Source organism: Pseudoalteromonas pernae (genome assembly GCF_039831865.1).
Classification (GTDB): domain Bacteria; phylum Pseudomonadota; class Gammaproteobacteria; order Enterobacterales; family Alteromonadaceae; genus Pseudoalteromonas; species Pseudoalteromonas pernae.
The window spans coordinates 324,189-348,410 of sequence record NZ_JBDODM010000004.1 but is presented as its reverse complement, the minus strand read 5'-3'; the positions used below and the strand labels follow the sequence as shown (position 1 = coordinate 348,410).

At 47.3% G+C, this 24,222-nt stretch carries 22 protein-coding genes and 1 riboswitch; of the genes, 8 read left to right on the top strand and 14 right to left on the bottom strand.

What is annotated here, in order from left to right; all coding sequences use genetic code 11:
- Positions 1 to 67 precede the first annotated feature (67 nt).
- Positions 68 to 2,497, bottom strand: a complete 2,430-nt coding sequence (locus tag V1358_RS11875; protein WP_347393665.1) for a zinc-dependent metalloprotease — start codon at positions 2,495 to 2,497, stop codon at positions 68 to 70.
- Positions 2,498 to 2,669: 172 nt separating this feature from the next.
- Between V1358_RS11875 and V1358_RS11870 the strand changes: the two genes are divergently transcribed.
- A complete protein-coding gene (locus V1358_RS11870) occupies positions 2,670 to 3,638 on the top strand; it encodes a class 1 fructose-bisphosphatase (protein ID WP_347393664.1) in 969 nt (322 codons plus the stop codon).
- 48 nt (positions 3,639 to 3,686) lie between these two features.
- On the opposite strand, the gene V1358_RS11865 is transcribed toward V1358_RS11870, so the two are convergent.
- The 4 genes from V1358_RS11865 to V1358_RS11850 all read right to left on the bottom strand — a co-directional run bounded on the left by V1358_RS11865 (position 3,687) and on the right by V1358_RS11850 (position 7,376).
- A complete protein-coding gene (locus tag V1358_RS11865; protein ID WP_347393663.1) occupies positions 3,687 to 4,511 on the bottom strand; it encodes a sulfurtransferase in 825 nt (274 codons plus the stop codon).
- A 42-nt stretch (positions 4,512 to 4,553) separates the two neighbouring features.
- A complete protein-coding gene (locus V1358_RS11860) occupies positions 4,554 to 4,958 on the bottom strand; it encodes an FAD synthase family protein (RefSeq protein WP_347391640.1) in 405 nt (134 codons plus the stop codon).
- Complete coding sequence (locus V1358_RS11855; protein WP_347393662.1) at positions 4,948 to 6,033, bottom strand: CDP-glycerol glycerophosphotransferase family protein; 1,086 nt, start codon at positions 6,031 to 6,033, stop codon at positions 4,948 to 4,950. Before V1358_RS11855 ends, V1358_RS11860 begins: the two co-directional genes overlap by 11 nt.
- Before the next feature lie 242 nt (positions 6,034 to 6,275).
- Positions 6,276 to 7,376, bottom strand: coding sequence for a phosphoribosylaminoimidazolesuccinocarboxamide synthase (locus V1358_RS11850; protein WP_347391642.1), 1,101 nt, complete (start codon positions 7,374 to 7,376; stop codon positions 6,276 to 6,278).
- 240 nt (positions 7,377 to 7,616) lie between these two features.
- Here V1358_RS11850 and V1358_RS11845 point away from each other — a divergent pair, with 240 nt between their 5' ends.
- From V1358_RS11845 to V1358_RS11825, 5 genes are all read left to right on the top strand, one after another.
- Positions 7,617 to 8,693 carry a CDP-glycerol glycerophosphotransferase family protein gene (locus V1358_RS11845; RefSeq protein WP_440589887.1) on the top strand — a complete coding sequence of 359 codons (1,077 nt, stop codon included), beginning with the start codon at positions 7,617 to 7,619 and terminating at the stop codon, positions 8,691 to 8,693.
- A 71-nt stretch (positions 8,694 to 8,764) separates the two neighbouring features.
- On the top strand, positions 8,765 to 9,454 hold the full coding sequence (locus V1358_RS11840; protein WP_347393661.1) for an ABC transporter ATP-binding protein: 690 nt from the start codon (positions 8,765 to 8,767) through the stop codon (positions 9,452 to 9,454).
- A complete protein-coding gene (locus V1358_RS11835) occupies positions 9,451 to 10,740 on the top strand; it encodes an ABC transporter permease (protein ID WP_347393660.1) in 1,290 nt (429 codons plus the stop codon). Before V1358_RS11840 ends, V1358_RS11835 begins: the two co-directional genes overlap by 4 nt.
- 7 nt (positions 10,741 to 10,747) lie before the next feature.
- On the top strand, positions 10,748 to 11,239 hold the full coding sequence (locus V1358_RS11830; protein WP_347391645.1) for a DUF3299 domain-containing protein: 492 nt from the start codon (positions 10,748 to 10,750) through the stop codon (positions 11,237 to 11,239).
- 55 nt (positions 11,240 to 11,294) lie between these two features.
- On the top strand, positions 11,295 to 11,825 hold the full coding sequence (locus V1358_RS11825) for a GAF domain-containing protein (RefSeq protein ID WP_347391646.1): 531 nt from the start codon (positions 11,295 to 11,297) through the stop codon (positions 11,823 to 11,825).
- On the opposite strand, the gene mutM is transcribed toward V1358_RS11825, so the two are convergent.
- Both mutM and V1358_RS11815 read right to left on the bottom strand, forming a co-directional pair.
- The gene (gene mutM, locus V1358_RS11820) at positions 11,826 to 12,635 is read right to left on the bottom strand and encodes a bifunctional DNA-formamidopyrimidine glycosylase/DNA-(apurinic or apyrimidinic site) lyase (RefSeq protein ID WP_347391647.1); all 810 of its coding nucleotides are present in this window, start codon (positions 12,633 to 12,635) and stop codon (positions 11,826 to 11,828) included.
- A 3-nt stretch (positions 12,636 to 12,638) separates the two neighbouring features.
- A complete protein-coding gene (locus V1358_RS11815) occupies positions 12,639 to 13,118 on the bottom strand; it encodes a hypothetical protein (protein WP_347393659.1) in 480 nt (159 codons plus the stop codon).
- 128 nt (positions 13,119 to 13,246) lie between these two features.
- On the opposite strand from V1358_RS11815, the gene V1358_RS11810 reads away from it, so the two are divergent.
- On the top strand, positions 13,247 to 14,170 hold the full coding sequence (locus tag V1358_RS11810) for a manganese-dependent inorganic pyrophosphatase (RefSeq protein ID WP_347393658.1): 924 nt from the start codon (positions 13,247 to 13,249) through the stop codon (positions 14,168 to 14,170).
- A gap of 40 nt (positions 14,171 to 14,210) precedes the next feature.
- Here the strand turns inward: V1358_RS11810 and V1358_RS11805 are convergent, their stop codons facing one another.
- The 7 genes from V1358_RS11805 to V1358_RS11775 all read right to left on the bottom strand — a co-directional run bounded on the left by V1358_RS11805 (position 14,211) and on the right by V1358_RS11775 (position 21,207).
- Positions 14,211 to 14,996, bottom strand: a complete 786-nt coding sequence (locus V1358_RS11805; protein ID WP_347393657.1) for a HesA/MoeB/ThiF family protein — start codon at positions 14,994 to 14,996, stop codon at positions 14,211 to 14,213.
- A complete protein-coding gene (gene thiE, locus V1358_RS11800; protein ID WP_347393656.1) occupies positions 14,989 to 16,527 on the bottom strand; it encodes a thiamine phosphate synthase in 1,539 nt (512 codons plus the stop codon). Before thiE ends, V1358_RS11805 begins: the two co-directional genes overlap by 8 nt.
- 7 nt (positions 16,528 to 16,534) lie before the next feature.
- Positions 16,535 to 17,326 (bottom strand): thiazole synthase, encoded by a 792-nt coding sequence (locus tag V1358_RS11795; protein WP_347393655.1) that lies wholly within the window; start codon positions 17,324 to 17,326, stop codon positions 16,535 to 16,537.
- On the bottom strand, positions 17,327 to 17,524 hold the full coding sequence (gene thiS / locus V1358_RS11790) for a sulfur carrier protein ThiS (protein ID WP_347393654.1): 198 nt from the start codon (positions 17,522 to 17,524) through the stop codon (positions 17,327 to 17,329).
- Positions 17,525 to 17,536: 12 nt separating this feature from the next.
- Positions 17,537 to 18,547: an FAD-dependent oxidoreductase gene (locus tag V1358_RS11785; protein WP_347393653.1), complete on the bottom strand. Its 1,011-nt coding sequence runs from the start codon at positions 18,545 to 18,547 to the stop codon at positions 17,537 to 17,539.
- Complete coding sequence (gene thiC, locus V1358_RS11780; protein WP_347393652.1) at positions 18,547 to 20,496, bottom strand: phosphomethylpyrimidine synthase ThiC; 1,950 nt, start codon at positions 20,494 to 20,496, stop codon at positions 18,547 to 18,549. Before thiC ends, V1358_RS11785 begins: the two co-directional genes overlap by 1 nt.
- 126 nt (positions 20,497 to 20,622) lie before the next feature.
- Positions 20,623 to 20,741, bottom strand: a riboswitch (TPP riboswitch).
- Positions 20,742 to 20,763: 22 nt separating this feature from the next.
- Complete coding sequence (locus tag V1358_RS11775; protein WP_347391656.1) at positions 20,764 to 21,207, bottom strand: YaiI/YqxD family protein; 444 nt, start codon at positions 21,205 to 21,207, stop codon at positions 20,764 to 20,766.
- A gap of 167 nt (positions 21,208 to 21,374) precedes the next feature.
- On the opposite strand from V1358_RS11775, the gene V1358_RS11770 reads away from it, so the two are divergent.
- Positions 21,375 to 24,167 (top strand): S9 family peptidase, encoded by a 2,793-nt coding sequence (locus V1358_RS11770; protein WP_347393651.1) that lies wholly within the window; start codon positions 21,375 to 21,377, stop codon positions 24,165 to 24,167.
- Positions 24,168 to 24,222 lie beyond the last annotated feature (55 nt).

The window sequence follows — 24,222 nt, the reverse complement described above, 5'->3', positions numbered from 1 at the left end:
CCCAGAGCATGGCTCTAAGCGGCTGTATATGATGCCAAATTTAACCCTACCAAGCTAGGGCATGCGGCTAAATAGGTGAGCCCGGTGGCAAAGGTAAAGGCTTGAAACTTTGCTGCCAGTCGCCAGATTCAAGGAATTGATTAATCGCATCGGCAAGGTGTTGCTTAAATGCGCTTTCCCCTGAACTGACACTGCCTAGCAACTTGTTCTGACGATAATCATCAGCAACACGCTTTAGGTAAAATTTAAATTGTGCCTGCACTTCAGGAGCGACTTTATCGCTCGAAATCAAAGTAGCGAAATGCTGCGCCGTCAACCACTGTATACGATGCTGCACTTTTGCTTCCATCGCATCGCCGTGTTCATTATCAAAAATGCGTTCAACAATCGTCGCTAATAGTGAGTCTAAACTGTAAGCCTCGCTCGAGCGGGCACCTTGCTGCGCTAAACGATTTACACGTTGCGGGTGTAATAGCAAACCTAAACTGTGGTTTGCAGCCACCTCTGGTAACGCCATTGCATCTAGCGTGATACCGGTGCGACCAACAATGCTCTCGCGTGTAGTGTATTCACCATAAGCTTTAGGCGGGATTAACGCCAAAATAGATTCGGGCAATACCAGTTCCTTTGCATCCAAGGTGCGCATCATTGCCGCAATGGCCTGACGTTGAATATCGGCATCAACCACTTTTGCCCCTTGAACTTCACCATCGCCACGTACTTCGTAGCTGTAATCAACACCAGCAATCAATTTAACTGCCGCTTCAACTTGATAACGATGGAATAGGTAAAGAGGTACCAATACTTCTTCTAACTGAGATAGTGACGTACCCGCTTTGATATTCTCGATACCGAATTGGGCTAACGCTTTTTGACGCAGCGACATCACACGCTCTAGTTCTGCACTTGGGTTTTCACCGTTATCCCAAAGATGACCGGTTGGGTGTGCACCACCTTGCGCCCGTGCATCTCTGTCAGAAATGAACTCAAGACCTAGTTCATCATTCTCTCGCAGGATCTTATTCAGTGCTTGTTGTTCGTTTTGTTTGCCGAAATCACTGTAGCCGTATTTTATCACTTGCTCGTCCCACACCCCCATACCAGAGGCATAGCCTTTGGAGGTGTCTAGTTGGCCTTGGTCATTCAAGCTCACAAGTGGATGTGGATAATCCATCACCGATGCGCGCGCTTTTGGTGAGGCCGCAAAGTTATGGGCAATCCCAAGGGTATGGCCAATTTCATGGGCACTTAACTGGCGAATACGATCTAGTGCCATAGCTTGCAACTCAGCGGTCACCTCATCACCTTTTTTGTAAGGCGCGGCCAGCGCTTCTGCAATTAGAATGTCTTGGCGTACGCGGAGCGACCCTAACGTCACATGACCTTTGATAATCTCTCCCGTGCGCGGGTCAATCACCGAACTGCCATACGACCAACCACGGGTTGCACGGTGCACCCACTGAATAACGTTGTAACGCACATCCATAGGATCTGCGTGCTCTGGTAATACTTTGACCTGAAAGGCATTTTTGTATCCTGCTTTTTCAAAGGCCTTATTCCACCAGCGCGCACCATCTAAAAGTGCAGTACGAACAGGCTCAGGCACGCCTGGGTCTAAGTAATAAACGATTGGCTTTACCGGCTCACTTACGGCTTGCTCAGGGTTTTTCTTAGCTAGGCGGTGGCGCGGGATGTAACGTACAAACATGCTCTCACCAAGCGGTGCCGAGTAGTCTTTGTGCTCAATACTCCAGTAGCCTGATTGAGGGTGGAACGCACGCGGGGTGTAGTTATCGTCAGGTAATTCAACCAGCGAATGATGCATATTTACACTGATAGCATACGGGTCTGCACTGACTTGCTTCACATATTCACCGGGATTATTGCCCGTAAATGTGAGTACTGCTTCCAGTTCAGTGTTTTTTACAAATGACTTAGTGCGCGCCATATTGACCGCACTGCGGCTAACATCGACACTAAAATTGCCTTGCTTACGAGCACTCAAAGTACGACTGACACCGTGTACGTCAGTTAGCAAGTACGGTGTGTAATCAATCAGTACACGGGAATCGGTACCTGCTTTAACCTCAAAACCGAACAAAATACTCGAAGCAAATGCCTCGTTAACACTTTGCTGCTCAGCTTTATTAGTGCTAGAAGCGCGGTAATACGTATTCAACGCGCGCAACATTACTTTGTTGCCCATACGTTCAAATTGCACCATATAAGTACCGCCAAGCTGACCCCTATCTAAACCGATGTCATTTGAACCAACACCATAAGGTAAACTTTGTTGTAGCAAGAATGGTGCTCTAAGCTTATCTACTTCAAGGTAAAGTTTGCCTTCATCATTGGCATAGTAGAAGGTGAAATAGCCAGGATATTTGCTCATATTTTGCGTAAACTGGCTGATAGACTTAATTGCTGCGTGCGCTTGGGTTATCATAGGCAGCAACAACATGATCATGACGATGCGAATTATCTGCTTAGTTGGCATGGTTCTCACTTTGTTGTTATTGGTATCGTTGATGGACTGTAGGTTATATGCATTGAGTATATCGCTCTGTATACAATCTACAACCACAAAGCGATAAACACACAGCGTAATCTAAACGGTACTCTCTCACTTAAATAATCGTTTAGAGCCCATAGACTTAGGAACATTTAGGATGCGACGACTCCCTCCGGTATTGCTTGAAGACGGTTGTTCACACGAACTAGTCTCACTCATTCGTACTATTTTGGCTGCTTGTAAAGAAATATCTTTCCGCGTAAGCCAAGGTGCGCTTTCGGGTGTGCTTGGCTCAACTTTGGATGAAAACATCCAAGGTGAAACACAAAAGAAGCTAGATGTATTATCTAATCAATTACTCAAAGATATTTTACTTGAGTCAGGGTACGTCAAAGCCATTGCGTCAGAAGAAGAGCCCGGCACGGTAGCTGGCAACCCAGACGCCGAATACATCGTTGCCTTCGATCCACTTGATGGCTCATCGAACATAGATATCAATTCACTGGTTGGTACTATCTTCTCTATCATGCAAGTACCTAAAGACGCTGATGCGAGCGACCCGAGCATCTTTTTACAAAAAGGTGATCAACAAGTGGCTGCGGGCTATGTGTTGTATGGCCCATCAACTATGCTGGCGCTAACCACAGGTAAAGGCACGCGTGTTTTCACATTAGATAAAACCCACGGTTCGTTTTTACTATCTACTGATTTAGCCCATGTGCCTGCGCAAACAAATGAATTTGCTATCAATGCCTCAAATCAGCGCCACTGGGAACCGGCAATGCAAAACTACATTACCGATCTACTAGCAGGAAAAACTGGCCCACGTGGCCAAAACTTCAATATGCGTTGGATTGCAGCCATGGTAGGTGATGTGCATCGCGTATTAACGCGCGGTGGCTTGTTTACTTACCCTGCGGATACGAAAAATCCTGAGAAACCTTACAAACTTCGTCTGTTGTATGAAGCAAACCCAATGGCGATGTTGATTGAACAAGCTGGCGGTGTTGCCTCTACCGGTTATGAGCGCATCATGGATATTCATCCTGAGCAAATTCACCAGCGCGTTGCGGTGATTTTAGGTTCGAAAGATGAAGTGGAAACGTGCTTGAGTTACCACAAGTAATACCGAAAAAGGGCAGTGAAAACTGCCCTTTTTTGTGCCTACTGAACTTTAGCCAAGCGGTAGCTCAGGGCAAGCTCCCCACTCACTCCACGAGCCATCATAAACGTGTAAATTGCTGTAGCCACACTCATAAGCTGCCAAGGCTAAAATACATGCTGTGATGCCCGAGCCGCAACTAAACTGCAAATGCTGGGGTTGCTCGCTGACCAGTTGCGCGAGTTTGGATTGCAATTGCTCTTTTGGCAGTAACTCGCCGTCTTGCACGATTTCGCCATAAGGAAGATTTTTAGAGTTCGGAATACATCCAGCACGCATACCTTCTCTTGGTTCTGCCATTTCCCCTGCGAAGCGTTTCGCTGGTCGCGCATCTAAAAGCAATGTGCTGTCTTCATCGATGGCCGCCAAAACCGCTTGCGTATCAATAAAGTGCGCATCTCTTGGCGATGCTTTGAAATTACCTTGTGAAGAAGATTCACTCCAGCCCTGTTGCACTGGTAACTCTGCGTTGCGCCACGCTGGTAAACCACCACGCAATACTTTTACGTTGTCAAAACCAAACGCTTTAAACATCCACCACGCGCGTGCTGCACTAAACAAGCCTTGGTCGTCATACACCACTACTTCAGAGTCGTGATCCACGCCCGCTGCTTGCATCTGTTGTTCAAACTGCTGCGCATTGCATAACGTATTAGGCCAAGGACTAGACGTATCAGCGAGCGCTGATTTGATGTCGAAACGTCTAGCTCCTTTGATGACCGCCGCTGGCGCGTAAGCGCCCGATTTACCCGGCATCACCATGCCTGCATCAAAGACCACGAGTTTAGGGTTGTGCAACAGTGCGTCGAGTTGCATTACCGAAATTTGCTGGCTCATAGACCACCTAGTTCATGAAAAATTGTCACTGAGTATAGGACGTTAGCAGAACTGTGGCTGCCTCACCACTTCAATAATTTCAGTGGTAGAAATACTGGGTGTGCGTGGCAGGTAAATCACTTCGCAAATATCGTTAAACTCATCAAACTTTCCGCGCCAATCATCCCCCATCACCAGAATATCGGCGTCAAACTGCTCAATGTATTGGCGCTTCAACTCAAGGGATTCTTCTACAAATACACGAGTGACATCGGACATCGCTGCGATAATGCGCATACGGTCTTGCTGTGAATAAACGGGGGAGCGCCCTTTTTTTGCTATATTTAGCGCGTCTGAGGAAACCCCAACGATGAGCTCATCGCCTAATTTTGCTGCCCGCTGTAATAGGTTTACATGGCCAACATGGAATACATCGAAGGTACCAAAGGTGATTACTTTAATTGTCATGTAAGAAGCTTACTATTCGCTGTGAACTTAACCCATCAAGCTTCCCTGCCAACTTTGTTATTGTTGTTTGTGTTTCGTCATTATGATTTGCCAAAGGCTCTGCCAGCGCGCGGTCTATCGCCGCTGACACCCACTTCGCTTTATCAACCCGAAAGCAAAGTGCATTGAAGTAGTCGATATCAGCATCCAACCTTGCTTTAAATCGGTATGCGAAAGGCCCTCGATAGGACCAACGCAACTTGTAAAAGTTGCACCATACAACAGGCTTTTCGAGGGCAAAAAACTCAAAAATAGCCGATGATGCATCCGATATCAGCACATCCGCAAGCGCCATAAAAGGCACCAAGTTAAAGTCACTTATCGGCGCAAGATAAACATGCTCGCGAGCTCCCCACTGTGCAAGCAAAGCCTGTTGTTTTCGATACTTAGCTTTAGTGAGTGAGAAAAAGTGTGGCTTTATAATGATGTTGCAATGGGCGTAGTCATCCACCCAATTTTTGTCCATCATTTCTATTGAACTGGGATAAAAGGTCGGGGCGTACAAGAGAGTCTTTTTGCCACTTTTCAAACCCAGCTGTTCGAGGCGCAACGGCATGTCATCGAGCAGTGGTTGCGAACTGAGTAACGAGTCAAGTTTGGCATAGCCAGTATCGACAAACCTAGCATCAGGGTAAAGGCTTTGTAAACGCGCAAGCCGATGTTGGCCCTCGACAAAACGCACACTTGCGGCGTTATTTGAGGCATCGTAATAACACGCCTTGGGCCCTATCCCGTGCTGCATCAACGCGGTTTTCTTTACTTGGTTGAGCTCATTCATGCGCGCAAACGCTTTGCCAAAGATGATCCAGTCTGCATCACATTGAAAATAGAAATCCAGTGCGTCTGACTCGTCCTCTAACCACTGCACTGGGAGATTCGTCTCGGCAATGACCTTTTCTGCTGCCGCTATCAACTCCGGTGCTTCATGCTTGTAAAAAATGAAACAGACATGCGCTTGCGCCTTAAGTAACTGCTGATAAACAGGCAGGTACTGAGGGAGATAATAAAGATGTAAGACATCAAAGAAGACTTTCATTACAAAATGCGCACATTGTTAACAACAGCGACGCATCATACTAAAAATGACAATAAAATTACTAGTTGATAGTGACGATTAGTGAGACAAGAATTGGAAAACTGGGGTTTTATCAGCTTTTATTATTAAATTTGCGCACGATTGGCGAACTTCAATACATAAGATAGAAAACGCAGTGGATAATTTTGCACAAAAAAATACCGCTGCACCAAGGTGAGCGGTATTTTTCAAATCACTTTTTATTAATCAATCAGCTGATATTCTTTATCAAGAATAGCGATAATTTCGCTGCGAGGATCAACTGGGATTGCTAAGTTCTCACCGATAATTTTGCTCGCAATACCTACGTAAGTATTCGACACTTGCATCATCACATCTACTGGTAACTTGTAGCCTCGAGCCAATTCTTCACGCTCCGCCATGCGGTCTTTATTTAATAACACATCGCTGTCAGGCACATTGTTGATAAGGAGTTGGCGGAAACCTTCTTTTGAGTTTTCGATGATTTTACCATCGCGAAATGCCGCTCCATCCCAGATACGTGATGAGTCAGGAGTACCTACTTCATCGATATAAATTAATTGCTCGTTGCCATTCATATCTTCAACGTAACCAAATTCGAACTTAGTATCGACAAAGATTTGATCCAATTTCGCAAGCTCTGCGCTGATTACGTTGAAACCTTGCACTAGCAGGTGTTCATACTTTGCAACGTCTTCTTCTGAGTTGAAGTTGAAGGCGTCTAAGTTGTCCGTGATATTTTTACGCGTGATGTTCACGTCGTCTACCGCTGGTACATCATCAAGGCCTTCAATGATGCCTTTGGTTGATGGTGTGATAAGCACTTCATCCAGCTTTTGATTCGCCGTTAGCCCCTCTGGCAAATCGATGCCACAAAAAGAACGGATGCCTTTGGCGTAGTCACGCCACATGCTGCCGGTAATGTATTGACGCGCAATCGCTTCAACTTTCACCGTTTTTGCTTTGCGAACAATCCAGATGTACGGATGAGGGATATCAACAATGTGATTACCTGCCAAACCAGCCGCATCAAATTGCTTAAACCAGTGTGATGCAACCGCATTCAATGCAATGCCTTTACCTGGCACACCATTAAGGCCCTCTTCGCCTTGCCAAATACAGTCAAATGCAGAGATACGGTCAGAAATGACCATGATAGCCAATTCGGTACCAGCGGGTACGGCATAGCCCTTTTCAGCAATCAATCGGGCGCTGTCTTGCTCAGTTAACCAATATACTGAACGAACCTTACCACTGTGGACGGGTCCTTTAGTACGGATAGGTAAATCGTCGTTAACGTCTAAGACTTTATAATTGCTCATGGCTACTCCAAAAGGGGCTGATCGCATCAATTCAGTTACTGTGCATGAGCTTAAAAACAGCCCATGACTTAGGCGCGCTATGATAAGCTAGGTTAGACCGAAGATAAAGAAAAACGCCGACAATAGCGGACTTTTGTCCTATCTTTTTTCATCCCACAGGAAAAGTACCGATTTACTCTGTCACTCACTCTTCATATTGCGGTAAACTAACTTTCATCATATTACGCTAGGGGCGATGAAGTGGAATTGGCGCAAGGTACTCAGGGCAAACGTTATTTAATGTATATCTCGCAAAATTACTCGTATGCAATTTTGCGCCCTCTTCAGCAACAAATTCGCACTCATGGTGGTGAAGTAAAGTGGTTTTTAGAAGGCTCTGAGGTGAACCCTGACTTTTTAGCCGCTGATGAACACAGGTTGCATAGCATTGATGAAATCAAAGCTTGGAATCCACATGCCACATTTGCCCCAGCAAACATTTTACCTACTTTTTTTCCGGGTAAAAAAGTCGCTGTTTTCCACGGCTTTGATGCAGGTAAATTAAACAGCCGTGGCAAAAATGATCACTTTACCATTCGCGGCTGTTTCGATCTTTACTGCACACAAGGCCCTAACACAACGGGTCCATTTGCCCAGCAAGCGAAAGAAATGGGGTTTTTCCGGGTGCGTGAAACGGGCTGGACCATGCTCGATCCGCTCTTTAGTGACATTGCCAATAACCCTTATAAATCAGAGGCGGATACGCGCCCAACATTATTAATTTGCTCAACTTTTTCAAAACGCCTCTCGCTAGCACCGCAATTAATAGAGCAAGTAAAACAGCTGCGCGACAGCGGCAAATATCGCATTTTGGTGCAATTTCATCCGAAGATGGCAACAGAGATTGTGGACCAATACAAAGCGATGCAGGATGACACCCTCACCTTTATCGAAACAGACAACGTCATCCCTTTGTTGCAAGCAGCCGATGTAATGCTGTGTGATACTTCATCTATCCTATTGATGTTCTTGTTGTTGCGCCGCCCAGTTGTCACCTTTAATAATCAGGCACCTGGCCCACACATTTTAAATGTCACCGAAGCGAGTGAAGTTGAAGCGGCAATCGACCATGCGCTGACTCAACCTGTGGCATTAATGCAAGAAATCGAAGCATTTTGCCAACAACTCCATCCATATCAAGATGGTCTGTCGAGCCAACGTGTGCTTGCTGCAACCAATGACCTAATTGAATCCGATGGCAAAGAACTCAAACGCAAACCATTGAACATCATTCGCCAGTTCAAAATGCGTAAAAAGCTTGGCTATTGGCGCTTTTAATCGCAACAAGCTGAACGTGCCGTAGCGGTGTGATACAGTCACAACAATCAGTGGCGCGAATCGTAATAAACATGATTAAAATTGATAAGTTGTGGTTCTCTTGGCACGGAAAATCGGCCAACCCCACCCTCAACATTGATGCTTTGCATGTCAAACAAGGTGAACATTTGTTTCTGCACGGGCCAAGTGGCTCGGGTAAATCAACCTTACTGTCTTTGCTTGCCGGTATCCAAGTGCCACAGCAAGGCAGCATTACACTAAACGGCTGTGCTCTGCACAACCTCAGCAGTGCGCAACGCGACCAATTTCGTGCCGACCATATTGGCTATATTTTTCAGAGCTTTAATTTACTGCCATACCTCAACCCAATCGAGAATGTGACACTGGCGTGTGAGTTCTCCAAATTACGTAAACAACGCGCACTGTCACACGGTGATTCATTAACGGTGGTTGCTAAGAAGCTGCTAGTACAGTTGGGCCTCGACGAACAACATCATCACAAAGCAGTGAACACATTGAGCATTGGCCAACAACAACGAGTGGCCGCCGCTCGCGCGGTGATTGGCGACCCTGAAATCATAATTGCCGATGAGCCAACGTCGGCATTAGATGAAGCAAACCGCAAGGCGTTTATTGAGTTGTTGTTTGCGCAAACCGATAAAACTGGCGCTACGGTTGTCTTTGTCAGCCATGAGCACAGCCTCGCTTCGCTATTTTCACGGGTGGTGCACCTAGATGAATTACAAGGAGCGTTGTCATGATCCTTTTCAAACTCGCCAGCAAGAGTTTACTCAACCGCAAAGCAAGTGTGTTGTTAAGCGTCATCACCATCGCCATTAGCGTGATGTTACTGCTGACCATTGAGCGAGTGCGAGTGCAGGCCAAAGAAAGCTTCGCGGCCACGGTATCTGGTACAGATTTAATTGTTGGCGCACGCACTGGCGATATTCAACTGCTCTTAGCTTCTGTATTTCGCATTGGCCATATGAACAATGGGGTGAGCTGGCAAAGCTATCAAGACATCATTAGCAAACGTGGCGTTAATTGGTCTATTCCACTGTCTTTGGGTGATGCCCATAAGGGTTATGCTGTGTTAGGCACAACCACTGGCTACTTTGAGCACTTCAAATTTGGTAAGAAGCAAGGGCTTGCCTTCAGCCTGGGTCGTGAATTCATGCACGCTGATGAGGTGGTGTTAGGAGCACAAATTGCTGCTGAACTAGGCTATAAGCTTGATGATAAAATCGTTGTCGCACACGGTATGGGAAATACTAGTTTCCACAATCATGATGAAAATCCGTTAACCATAGTCGGTATTCTCGAGGCAACGGGTACCCCAGTGGATAAAACCTTGCATGTGCCGCTTATTGCTATTGAGCAGATGCACACAAATTCGGGCCCTGCGCCAGCACATCATGACGACCATGAACATCACCAAGGCGATGAACACTTAGAAGAAAGTCATCAACCTAGTGACGATTTGATAGGTCAGCCCACACAAATAAGCGCTTTTTTAATTGGTTTCGACAGCCCTTTGTACACCTTGCAAGTGCGCCGTAATATCAATACCTATAAAGCTGAACCATTGATGGCCATTATGCCGGGAGTTACGCTGCGCGAATTGTGGGGAATGCTGGCCATTGTCGAGAAGCTGCTCATTTTGTTTTCCGCAGTAGTACTGGTCGTCAGCCTGTTAGGCATGCTCACCACCTTGCTTGCAAACCTCTCACAAAGGCGGCGCGAGTTAGCAATTTTGCGTTCTGTGGGTGCCAAACCGTGGCACATTTTCTCCTTGATGAGTTTGGAGTCATTACTGATAAGCGTGGTAGGCACAGCGCTGGGCGTTGCTCTGAGTTATCTACTGCTGTTGAGCACCCAGCCAATGCTCCAAGCTTATGGCGGTATTAGCGTGACGCTATCAAGGTTGTCACACTATGAACTCACGCTTGTCGCAGGTATTATTAGCGCTGGCTGGCTGGTTGGTTTACTTCCGGCAGTCCGTGCGTATTTTTATTCCCTCCATGATGGGATGAGCATTAAAACTTAGGATTATTATGACGCTTTTTCGTTATTTCATGGCGACCATTATCGCCACCTTTGCTATCAACTCGTTTGCGAACGAACCGATTGAGATTTTCTGGGAAGACCTAGTGCCTGAAGGCCATATTACGGTCGATACGCGTAACTCAGCATCGTCGCACGAGGGTGCCGATCAAAACTGGGTGCAACCGGATCTCGACGCGCCAGTCGTCACAACCTACAACGGCAAAACGGTTAGCTTACCAGGCTTTGTAGTGCCCCTCGAAGGCGACAGCGAAGTGATCACTGAATTTCTTCTAGTGCCTTATTTCGGCGCTTGTATCCACGTGCCACCGCCGCCACCGAATCAAATTGTCCATGTGACTATTGCTGATGGCGTACCAATCGAGAGTCTTTATGACGCTATTGTAGTGACTGGCGTAATCAGTACCGAAAGTTGGAGTGGTGATATAGCCAAAACAGGCTATACGTTAAAAGGAATCGGTGTCGCACCGTTTGAGCTTTGAGCATTTTTATTATTTAATAGCGATACCCAATATAGAAACAAGCGAGAAGCGCTGAATGTCTTTTCTAAACCATGATACGGATAATGTATGGTCGCTTGATGCAGGGAGTTTTTTTGACTACCAACACAAGCTAGTGGGCATATCACCTTTGTTTGTGATGTCGTTGGCACAGTCACGCACGCAAAAAGAAGTACTCTCAGTTGCCTCAAGTTGGTTATCAAGATTAATGAGTTGGGACAGGGCCAGCATTGCTCTGCCTACTCAACAGGGATACATGACTTTGCATGCGGTTGAAGGCAATCAGGCGATCCCGCGCAGCATACCTTTGCCTATCGACTTCACACTTGTTGGCCAAGTCTACAAGCAGCAGAAGTTAATGCTGTGTCATGACTTAGCATTAGAGACTTATCAAGATTGCCGCATGCTCTACGAAGGCGGACTGAGTAGTTGTCTCGATGCCCCCATGCTATACCGCGGAAAATGCTATGGCACCTTAAATATCGCCCGCACCGACACCAGCTTTGCTCTGGATGAGGCCATGCATTTGTTTGCGCTGGCCTCGCTCATTGCCATGAACTTGGACTGATCACTTTTGGCACTGTTTGCAATAAACAGTGCTACGTCCACCTAATCGAATTTCAGTTAACTCTGTTTCACAAGTCATGCACGGCTGCCCCTTACGCCCATACACCAATAGCTGCTGCGCGAAATAACCTGGCTTACCATCGCTTTGCGCGAAGTCTTTCAATGTTGTGCCGCCTTGCTCAATAGCCGCAGCCAACGTTTCTTTGATAATCGGCGTCAGTTTTTGATAGCGTGCTAAACTCACTTTGCCCGCTTCACGCTTGGGGTGAATACCGGCTTTAAACAACGACTCGTTAGCGTAAATATTACCAACTCCAACCACCACATGATTGTCCATTAAGAACTGTTTAATGGGCTGCTTCTTGTTACGTGATTTTTCGAACAACCACTTGGCGTCAAAATCTTCGGTTAGTGGTTCCGGTCCTAATTTGCTAAAAACAGCATGCATGCTGTCGAGCTCTTGCCATAAACAGGCACCAAATCTGCGCGAGTCATTAAGGCGTAAGCTCAAACCATTATCAAATTCAAACACGACATGGTCGTGCTTTTTTAGCGGCTCGTTTATGTCGACAACCCGCAAGTGACCCGACATTCCTAAGTGCAAAATCACGGCGCCTTCATCTGTGTGCAAAAGCAAATATTTAGCGCGACGAGTGACGGATTCAATCTGTTTGCCGGCCAATGCGTATACCTGCTGACTGACAGGCCAACGAAGCTGAGGTTGGTGAATACTTACTTTGGTGAGGGTGCGCCCTTCAATATGTGGCGCAATGCCTAAACGGCTAACTTCAACTTCTGGAAGTTCAGGCATGACTTAACCTTCTAATTGTATAAATAATTGTTGTGCTTGTTGTTTGCTCAATAGCAACCAGCGCTGTTGCTGGCGGTCAAATAGCTGATACTGCTGACCATCTGGGTATAACACATACACCCAAGGTTGCGCTTCGCCCGCTAATGAGAGAGTCGCCACCAACATAGGCGACGCGCTGGTTTTGGCTCCAAGATCTACTTGTGTGTTTTGCCACGCTGCGATGATATTTTCTAGCTGCGCCTGCTCAACGCTCTGTAGTTGCTCTGCTTGTATACGCCAGCTGGTGCCAATGCGTTCAATACGAACACCAGGATATTCCAGCGCCAAAATATAACTTTGCTCAGGAAGAATTGGCTGTGGCCCAACAGGCTCGTCAACTCCCCCCAACTTATGGTGCAAGCCATTGAATAAAAAGATCATAATCAACATGGCAAATATGATGAGGTTATTCCAACCTTTGCGGGATAATTTGATTACGGCCATCTATGACACCTTAGATATAAACTAACCCTCAGTGTAACCAAAAAGTCCCACATAAGCAGCCTATTTGCTGCTACCGCATAGCGGTTAATTATTGTTACAATAGCGGCAAAATTTTTAGGAGAGTCACAATGGCAATGTATGTAGTAGGGCACAAGATCCCTGATTCTGATTCTATCTGCGGTGCAATCGCACTTGCGTATTTGAAAAACCAAATCGGTGAAGAAGCAATTCCAACCCGTTTAGGTGAAGTGTCACCAGAGACTCAGTTCATCTTAGATCGCTTTGGTTTTGAAGCGCCTGAGCTGAAAATGAGCTACGCTGGCGAAAACGTTTACATCGTTGACCACACTGAAAAAACACAAGCACCAGATGACATCGACCAAGCGACTGTTGTTGGTGTAGTTGACCACCACAAACTAGGTGATTTAACGACATCAACACCGCTTGAGTGTTGGATCCGTCCAGTAGGTTGTTCAAACACCATCATCAAGATGATGTACGACTTCTACAATGTCGAAATTCCTAAGAACATTGCTGGTTTGATGATGTGCGCAATCCTAAGCGACACCGTTATCTTCAAATCACCAACGTGTACCACAGCTGACATCAAATGTGTTGAAGCACTTGCGGAAATCGCGGGCGTTGATGACCCTAAAGAGCTAGGCATGGAAATGTTCAAAGTGAAATCAGCGGTTGAAGGCACACCTGTGCGCGACCTAGTAATGCGTGATTTTAAAGACTTCAACATGAACGGTCAGCTTGTAGGTATCGGCCAGCTTGAAGTAATCGACCTAGCGGTATTCGATGACATTAAAGCAGACCTTGAAGCTGACATCGCCAAGCTAAAAGAAGAAGGCAACCGCCACAGCGTGCTGCTACTTTTAACTGACATTATGAAAGAAGGCTCACAAATGCTTATCGCTTCTGACGATGAAAGCATTGTGGTCAAAGCATACGGCGAAGAGATCAAAGACTCGAAAGTATGGCTTGATGGCGTACTTAGCCGCAAGAAGCAAGTTGTACCACCTCTACAAGACGCATTCGCGGGTTAATCCCAAAACGTCTGTGTAAGTACACTAAAAAGCCGAGCTTTCATTGCTCGGCTTTTTGTTGCCCACAACATGCGCAGCTGGGGTTTTTAACCACGGTAAAACGCTTTTGTTGTAAGCTTTTGGCGTTATAGCTATGCAGTACGCTGAACTCACCTGTCCCTAGCAACGCCTGAATCGTAATAAGTGCTTGTTGCGACCCCATCACACCAAGCAGTGGCGCAATCACGCCCAAGGTCGAACAGTTAGCCACAGGGTTATCATCGCGCTCGGGGAAAATACATTCATAACAGGCACTACCTGCGTCGGAGAAATCAAAGCTCACAACATGACCTTGGAAACCCGTCGCTGCAGCACTTACCAGTGGCTTTTTGAGACGATGGCATAGGCGATTAATCGCATAACGAGTGGCGAAGTTATCACTGCAATCAAGCACAATATCGGCACGCTTAATAAAGGCCGCTAAATTATCTGAATCCGCTCTTTGGGTAACCGCCTCAATGACTATCTCATTGTTCAAGCTCGCTAGCACTTTTGCGCCAGCCTTCGCTTTGGCTTGACCTAAGTGGTTCACCTTAAACATGATTTGCCGCTGCAAATTTGACAACTCCACCACATCATCATCCATCAAGGTAAGGTGCCCAATACCTGAGCTTGCCAAATACGGCAGTGCTGCAGAGCCTAGCCCACCGCAGCCTATGACCAAGACATGGGCCTGTTTGAGCCTTAGCTGCCCATTCATTCCTACATCATCGAGCATGATCTGGCGGGCGTATCGCTGCTGCTCTTTGGCACTCAAAGCGCTACTTTGCTGTATGTCATTAGTCACCGTATTGCACCATCAGTTGTTGCAGTTGCGCGATAGCCGCTGCGGGGTCCGATGCTTCGGTGATCGCGCGTACCACAGCAATACTGGCAACCCCAGTTTTTGCCACATCTGGTAAGCGGGTTACATCTATGCCGCCAATTGCCACCGTTGGATAATGCCTGCGCATGAGAGGCACGAAGTGCTTAAGCTTCTCAAGACCTTGAATTTGCCCCGTCATGTCTTTGGTTGTAGTTGGGTATATCGCCCCGAACGCCAAGTAACTTGGACGGTAGTTGTGGGCCAACAACATCTCATAAAAACCATGAGTGGAAAGCCCTAAGCGCATACCTGCATCTTGAATAGCTTTGAGGTTGGCTAAGTGCAGATCTTCTTGCCCTAAATGCACGCCATATGCACCATGTTTAAGCGCCAACTGCCAATGATCGTTGATAAACACCTGAGCATCATGTTGGCGCCCAAGTTCAATAGCTCGTTTTATATCTTGCTCAAGATTAGGTGAGTCTGCGTCTTTTATGCGTAATTGCACGGTTTTAATACCGTGCGCCAAGCACAGTTCAAGCCACGCAAATGAATCAACCACAGCATACAAACCAAGCTTTTCGGGGCATGAGGCAAAACCTGCGGCATAGTTAAAGTCTGGGTCGCAATCAAAATCAAGTGCATCACCAAGCCAACTGCCCGGCTCAATGACTTGGGGGAAATCATCGAGGTTTTCAGGGAATTGAGTATGGGCAACTGGCCCTACGCCCTCGCCATAACGCTGCGCAACTTTCAAACCTGCATTGATATAAGCTTTGGCCAGAATAAATGCGTCTTTGAGTGGGTAGCCTTTTGCCAAACACGCCGCGATAGCAGATGATAATGAGCAGCCTGTGCCGTGGCTATGTGGCGTGATTACTCTCTCATTACCTAACCAGTATTCTTGGTCGCCGTGAAGACAAAAATCAACACAATAGCCTTGCGGATAATCCCAATGACCGCCTTTAATTATGACGCTGTTCACACCCCATTGCTGCAACCTTACGGCCGCATCGCGCATCGCACTTGGGCCAATAAGGTAGACTCCGGTAAGCATTTGCGTTTCATGCACATTGGGTGTAACCACATCCACCAGCGGCAACAAGTGGGTTTTAATTGCATCAACGATGTCTGCCTGCGCGTCTTCTTCGATGAGGCTATCACCGCTACTGGCGATGGCGACGGGGTCATACACCACCACAGGCGGTTGCGGCCATTTATCACGGTAGTAGCGAAGATGCTCAGCAATGAGCTGAATTTGCTGCACGTTAGCCAGCATGCCAATTTTAATGGCTTTGGGTGGCAGGTCAGTGGCTAAGGCCTGTAACTGTGATTCCAACACAGGCAATGACACCGCATTAAGTGCTTCAACTGCCACACTATTTTGTGCCGTAAGTGCCGTTATTGCACTGCACCCATGTACGCCAAAACTGCGCATTGCATGTAGATCTGCTTGAATACCTGCGCCACCGCCGCTATCAGAACCAGCAATGGTCCATACTACTTCACTCATACTGCTCTCACTCGTTAAACTGGTGCCATACTGGCATACCTAGGGTGGGGGTTGAAGGCACAGCGGTGGATTTTTCTGCCATGGCGCCCGCTAAGTAGCTTTGTCGCCCTGCTAGGGTCGCATTAGCGAAAGCTTGTGCCATTAAGATTGGGTCATTGGCACCGGCAATTGCGGAGTTGAGCAACACGGCATCGACGCCCATTTCCATTGCTTGGCACGCATGCGAGGGCACTCCGAGTCCTGCATCAATGATTAAGGTAACCTCCGGCAATCGCTCGCGAATGCTTTGAATAGCGTACGGATTAAGTATGCCCTTACCTGTGCCGATCGGTGCAGCCCAAGGCATAATGACCTCACAACCAAGATTCACTAGGCGTTGGCAAATAACCAAATCGTCAGTGCAATAAGGCAGCACTTTGAAGCCTAAAGCCAAGAGTTTTTCAGCGGCCTCAAGCAGCGCGATAGGGTCCGGTTGCAAATTGTACTCATCACCTATAAGCTCTAATTTTATCCAATCAGTGGCGAACACTTCGCGGCACATTTGCGCCAATGTAAGTACTTCTTGCACACTGTGACACCCCGCGGTGTTTGGCAGCACGGTGAGTCCCGTATCTTTGATCAGCTGCCAAAAGTCGTCTCCTGCAGCCGCCGAGTGCTGCCTGCGTAAAGACACAGTCACAATCTCACTTTGACTCGCGCGAATGGCATCGCTCATGCACTTCGGCGAAGGGTAAAGTGCGGAACCGATTAATAAACGGCTGCTAAATTCTTGCCCGTAGATATTCAATAAGTCACTCATTTAACCTCCTTGGATAGGAGAGAGGATATCAATGCGGTCCCCTGCTTTAAGTTGTGTATGAGCATAGTCCTGCTGCGCCACAAACTGGCCATTGAGCGCCAGCGCAAAAGGTGGTTTGGCGTCGAACTGCGCAATGGCTTGCTCTGCGGAAGTTAGCTCAGATACCAAAAACACTTCATCATTAATATAGATTTGCATTGATTTTCTCCTTTATACAGAAGTATTGAGATGAGACAGCGCCCGTTTCACCACCGCTGGGGCAATCATGTAGCCATGGCGATATAAGCCATTGATTCTCGTAATGTTACCTTCGTGGGTCACGCATGGGTTATTGTCTTGCGCTGCAGGGCGCAGCCCGACTTGTAATGATTCGATGTGCGCTTCGGCAAAGCCGCTGTGCACAGAATACGCCGCTGACAATAGCTCCAAGGTGCTGCGTACTGTCGGGGGGCGCAAGTCTTGCGATTCAATTTCCGTGGCACCAATCACAAAATGCCCATCCTCTTTAGGTGCGATATAAATGGGGTAACGTGGATGCATTAACCGCACAGGGCGCGTTAATGTGACTTCAGGAGCCACAACGCGCGCTACCTCTCCCCGCACACCGCGCAGTTTGGTCGTGCCTTTCGCCCCGAGTCCACGGCAATCAATCACAGCACTAAAACCCGCACCGCCAAGTTGCTCGGGACTGGTATCACTGTGAAAATGAAAATGCACACCACGATTGTTCAAGGTTTCATAGCTTTGCAGGTAAAAACCAAGATTGTCGAGCTGCCCTTCACCCGGTAAATACACCCCACCTTGAAAGCGCGCTGCTAATTGTGGTTCCAATTTCAACAACTCGCACTGGTTCAGCGTTTGTGGCACATGTGTGCCTGCAAATGCTGGTTTTAAGTGCTGACAAAAGTGTGCCATCGCACCTTTATCTTGCGCGTGTGCCACCACTATCGTACCTGAAGTTTGCAAGAACACAGGGGCATCAAGCTGTGCTAGCAACTTAGGCCACAGCGCTAATGAATCTGCACCCAATTGCACTACCTCTGCGCTCGCGTGTACCGACTCTGCAAGCGGTGCAAGCATGGCTGCTGCCACAAAACCCGCGCTGTTTAGTGCCTGGGCGTCGTCGCGCTCAAACACGTGCACTTCATAGTGCTTCGCAAGCATGAGTGCGGCCACCCGACCGCACACACCAAAGCCAACAATTGCGACTTTTTCCTTCATCAATCAACCTTGTGATAAAGCTCGCTGCCAGAGGCTCTGAACTCGGCAGATTTAGCTTTCATCTCAGATTCCACATCCACCATGCGCACACTAATTTCTTCACCTAAGGTGCTCGGGTCGATGCCTCTTTGCTCCAGATCTTTGGCGTAATCACGCACTTCTTGAGTGATCTTCATCGAGCAGAATTTAGGACCACACATAGAGCAGAAATGGGCGACTTTACCGGACTCTTGCGGCAGGGTTTCATCGTGATATTCACGCGCACGTTCTGGGTCTAAACCAAGGTTAAATTGGTCAAGCCAACGGAATTCAAAACGCGCTTTAGATAGGGCATTGTCACGTTCTTGCGCACCTGGGTGGCCCTTTGCTAAATCCGCGGCATGCGCAGCGATTTTGTAGGTGATCAGGCCTTCTTTTACATCGTCTTTATTCGGCAAGCCTAAATGCTCTTTGGGCGTCACGTAACACAACATGGCACAGCCGTACCAGGCGATTTGTGCTGCGCCAATACCCGAGGTGAAGTGATCGTAGCCTGGAGCGATATCTGTGGTCAGCGGCCCAAGCGTATAAAAAGGTGCTTCGCCGCAGTGCTCCAGTTGCTCATCCATATTGGCTTTGATCATATGCATTGGCACGTGACCCGGGCCTTCAATAAACACCTGCACATCGTGTTGCCATGCAATTTTGGTCAACTCGCCTAAGGTGCGTAATTCACTGAACTGCGCTTCATCATTGGCATCAGCAATCGAGCCCGGGCGCAACCCATCCCCTAACGAGAAACACACATCATATTGTTTGAGGATCTCACAGATCTCTTCAAAATGCGTGTAGAGGAAGTTTTCTTTATGGTGCGCCAAACACCATTTCGCCATGATAGAACCACCGCGTGAGACAATGCCCGTCACTCGCTTTGCTGTCATCGGCACATAACGCAGCAATACACCGGCGTGGATGGTGAAGTAATCCACTCCTTGCTCAGCTTGTTCAATCAAGGTGTCGCGGAAAATCTCCCACGTGAGATCTTCGGCTACGCCATTTACCTTCTCAAGCGCCTGATAAATTGGCACTGTGCCAACAGGTACTGGCGAGTTACGCACAACCCACTCTCGAGTTTCGTGAATGTAGCGGCCCGTTGATAAGTCCATGATGGTGTCGGCACCCCAGCGCGTCGCCCACACGGTTTTTTCCACTTCTTCTTCAATCGACGAAGTGACTGATGAGTTGCCGATATTGGCATTCACCTTTACCAAGAAGTTACGACCGATGATCATCGGTTCTGATTCTGGATGGTTAATGTTGTTTGGTATCACCGCCCGCCCACGAGCGACTTCATCGCGCACAAATTCAGGTGTGATGAACTCGGGAATGCTGGCACCAAAAGATTGCCCTTGATGTTGCTCTTTACGCAGCTGCTCACTCAGTTGTGCGCGGCCCATGTTTTCACGAATAGCAATGTATTCCATTTCTGGGGTAATGATACCTTGGCGGGCATAGTGCATCTGGGTTACATTTTTACCCGCTTTGGCACGGCGCACCTCAGGTAAATGCTCAAAGCGAATATGATCTAAGCCTTCATCCGCCATGCGCTGCTGGGCAAATTGCGAACTTTTACTTGGCAAAACTTCGGTGTCGTCACGCCCTTCAATCCAGGCACGGCGCATTTGTGGTAAGCCTTTGCGAACATTGAGTTCAAAGTTTGGGTCGGTGTATGGGCCCGAAGTGTCGTAAACACGAATAGGCGCGTTTTTTTCAAATACCGGGTTCTCTTCTGTACCGCCGATAAAAGTGTCGCTCAAGGTAATTTCACGCATCCCCACGCGCACGCCCGGATGTGCGCCCTCAACATAGACTTTGTGTGAATTGGGAAAAGGCTGACCAGTCAGGTTATGAATATAGTTGGCTGCAGCTTCTCGAGTTTGACGACGAGTTGGTTTGTTCGTTGTTGACATGACATTGCTCACTTATTGGTTGAGTTAGTCTTGTCTGGAGGTGGCAATACCAAGGGTATTTGCCTTTGGTCCGTGCGCATGCGCGCAGCTGAGGCTGGGCTTATTTTGTGCCAAATGGCACAAGCGTGCCGAGGCTAGCTTGTTCCCTACGCAGGTATGAGCCTGATCAGGTTAACGGATCCCGCAATTGCGATCTCAGCCCTCATATACCAAATAATTTGGTTAGGGCACTCCGACAAGTTTTCGCCAGCAGTCTAGCCTAGATGATTAACGTTGTGCAAGCCAACGATCGAGGTGATTCGCAAATTGTTGTTTATCTTGCGCGCTCAGCGGCGGTTGGCCACCAGTTTGAATACCGCTGCTACGTAATGTGTCCATAAAATCCCGCATATTCAAGCGTGACTTAATATTTTCCTTAGTGTAAAGCTCGCCGCGGGTATTTAAGGCCAACGCGCCTTTATCTATCACTTCCGATGCTAGTGGGATGTCACTGGTGATCACTAGTTCACCGCTTTGCACTTGCTTGACGATTTCGTTATCCGCGACATCAAAACCCTGCATCACTTGTTGCATGCGTAAAAAGTCAGACGCGGGTAAACGAATATATTGGTTAGCCACAAATACTGTGGTGGTTTTTGTTCTTACTGCTGCGCGACAAATAATCTCGCGAATTGCCACCGGACAGGCGTCAGCATCAACCCAAATAGTCATAGGCATCATCACTAAAATTTAAAACATGAGTATACGCGCCATCATCACAAATAAAAATGGCTCCTTACCTTGGCGATTCATCGTCTCCAGAAGTAATTTATCGCGTTTATTCGCGCTTGATTTTTAATCGCATACAATGGGGCAAAAATAATAAGGAAGCGGCTTTTATGAAACCTGCATTAACCCTACTAAGCGCAGCGCTTGTGGCATCACTCAGCCCACTCGCTAGCACTGATGCCTTTGCCTCAGAGAGTGCCAAAAAAGCTCTCGAATTCAGCGATGTATTCGATTTCAAATACCCTAAGTCAACAGCCCTTGGTGAAAAGGGTAAGTTTTTAGCTTTTAGTTCAACACCTTATCGTGGCGATGCAGAAGGTCTCGTTTATAACCTTGAAACGAACACTCTGATCAGTTCTGTTGAACGCGGTACCAAAGCGCAACTCAATAAAAACAGCCAATGGGCTGCGTTTATGCAAGTGCCCTCTTTGCTCGAGAGTGAAACTGCGGATAAAAAAGCGAAAGACAAGCTCAAAAACGACCTTGTGTTAGTGAACACTGCCACAGGTGAGCAGCAAGTGTTTACCGAGGTCAAAGATTACCAACTGTCAGACGATGGTCGCTGGCTCGCTTATCGTCATGATGTCAAAGCAAACAAAGCAGATGATGAAGATAAGTCAGACACCGAAGTTAAAAAAGACAAAAAGTCGGAAATCAAAGCGGACAAGAAAGACAAGGCCTTTAATCTGATTTTGGTCGACCTAAAATCAGGTGAACAAAGTACGTATGAATCAGTACTCAACTATGCACTCAGCCACACCGGCTCAGCCATGCTATTTAATAGCATCAGTGCAGATGGTAGTAACAACCAAGTGAATCTTGTCACCCTCGCCAACCGAGAAAGCGCCACCTTGATTGATGAGCCGGGGGTCACCCTGAGCGCTATTGACTGGCACCCCACCCAGAATTTAGTCGCTTTCAATGCTGGTAACTATGTAAATGACGACAATCGTCGCCGTAACTACCGCACGATGCTTTTCAATGTGCAAGACAACCAATTACGCGACCTAAAAAGCAATTGGCAAGCAGGTAAAAAAGGCAAACTAAGTTGGTCAGAAGATGGCAAACGTTTGTACTTTACGGCGCGCCCTAACCTTGAGCCCAAAGCGAAAGAGCTAAAGTACAAAGACGAGCAATCATTGCGTGATTACGACACCATCATGGCGCAAGCTAAGATGAATATGTGGCACCATAGCGACGCTGAAATTAAACCACGCGCAGAGATTACCTGGAACGAAGAAAACAAATATCGTCACTACCAGGCTGTCTACCATCTTGATGGTGACAAAGTTGTGCAGCTTGCAGACGCACAAGTGCCAGAACTACGTTTAAATAAAGAAGCCAGCTACCTGCTTGGTTACAACAATCAGCCCTACTTGGCACAAATCACCTACAAGGGCTTCTACAGTGATTACTATGCGGTTGATGTGCAAACAGGTGAGAAAAAACTCATTGTGGCCGAACACCCGCATCGCCCTAGCCTATCCCCCACGGGGCAACATGCAATTTTCTTTGACCAAGGCGTATGGCAACTCAAAGACTTGGGCAGTAACAAGGTAAAACCGTTAAGCAAAGCAATTAATGCGGTATTTGCTGACGATCAACATGACTACCCATCTCCAATCAGCAGTTACGGCGTAGCGGGTTGGTACGCAGATGGTTCCAAAGTGCTAGTTAACTCAAAGCATGATATTTGGGCATTTGATGTTAAAACTGGCGAGGCTAAAGCGCTCACTTCTGGCAAGAGCAGCAACAAACAGTACCGCGCAATCAATCTTGATAGCGATAAGCTAGGCTTTGCTGCCAATGAAGCAATCATGCTGAGCGTGTTTGATCTTCAAAACAAACAAACGGGCGTTGCACAGTTGAACCTTGCGGATAACTCTTTGAGCATGTTGCGCGATGGGGATGCACGATTCGATGTGGTGAAAAAAGCCAAGCAGGCGCAAACGTATTTATTCACTAAACAAACTTACTCGCAATTCCCTGATTATTGGGTTGCAGGTGAAAACCTTGCAAATGCTCAGCAAGTCACGGATCTGAACCCACAATTAGCCAACTTCAAGTGGGGGCAAAAGCCTGAACTGGTAAGTTACAAAGGTTATGACGGTGAAGATTTGCAAGGCGTATTGATTAAGCCTGCAGATTACGTTGAAGGCAAACGCGTACCAGTGGTGATTTATTTTTACCGCTACATGAGCCAACGCCGCTTTGATTTCCCGAAAATGGAATTGAATCATCGTCCTAACTTCCCGATGTTTACGTCTAATGGTTACGCGGTGTTCTTACCGGATATTCGTTTTGAGATTGGTCACCCGGGGCCATCGTCAACTAAAACCATGATCAATGCAGCACAAGCCTTGATTGATTCTGGTGTTGCTGACCCAGATGCAATTGGTTTACAAGGCCATTCGTGGGCAGGCTACCAAAGTGCATTTATGGTGACGCAAACCGATATGTTTAAAGCGGTTGTCTCTGGTGCGCCAGTTTCAAATATGACCTCGGCATACAGTGGTATTCGTTTAAAATCAGGTCTTGCGCGTCAGTTCCAGTATGAAACGGGCCAAAGCCGTATTGGTAAGACATTATACGATGCACCAGAGCTGTATATTGAAAATTCACCGGTGTTCTTTGCTGACAAGGTGAATACACCCATCATGATCATGTTCGGTAATGACGATGGCGCGGTACCATGGCAAGAAGGTATTCAATATTACCTCGCGCTGCGCCGTGCAGGTAAGGATGTGATTTTCCTTGAATATGAAGGCGAACCGCATCACCTCAAGAAATTCCCAAATCAGGTCGATTTCTCGATCCGCATGATGCAGTACTTTGACCATCACCTAAAAGGCAAGCCAGCTCCAGCATGGATGACCGAAGGCATTCCTTTTGCCGAGGAATAACACGAATTACAGGCGAATTATCTGAGCACGGACGGTGCTCAGCGCAAAAAAGGCA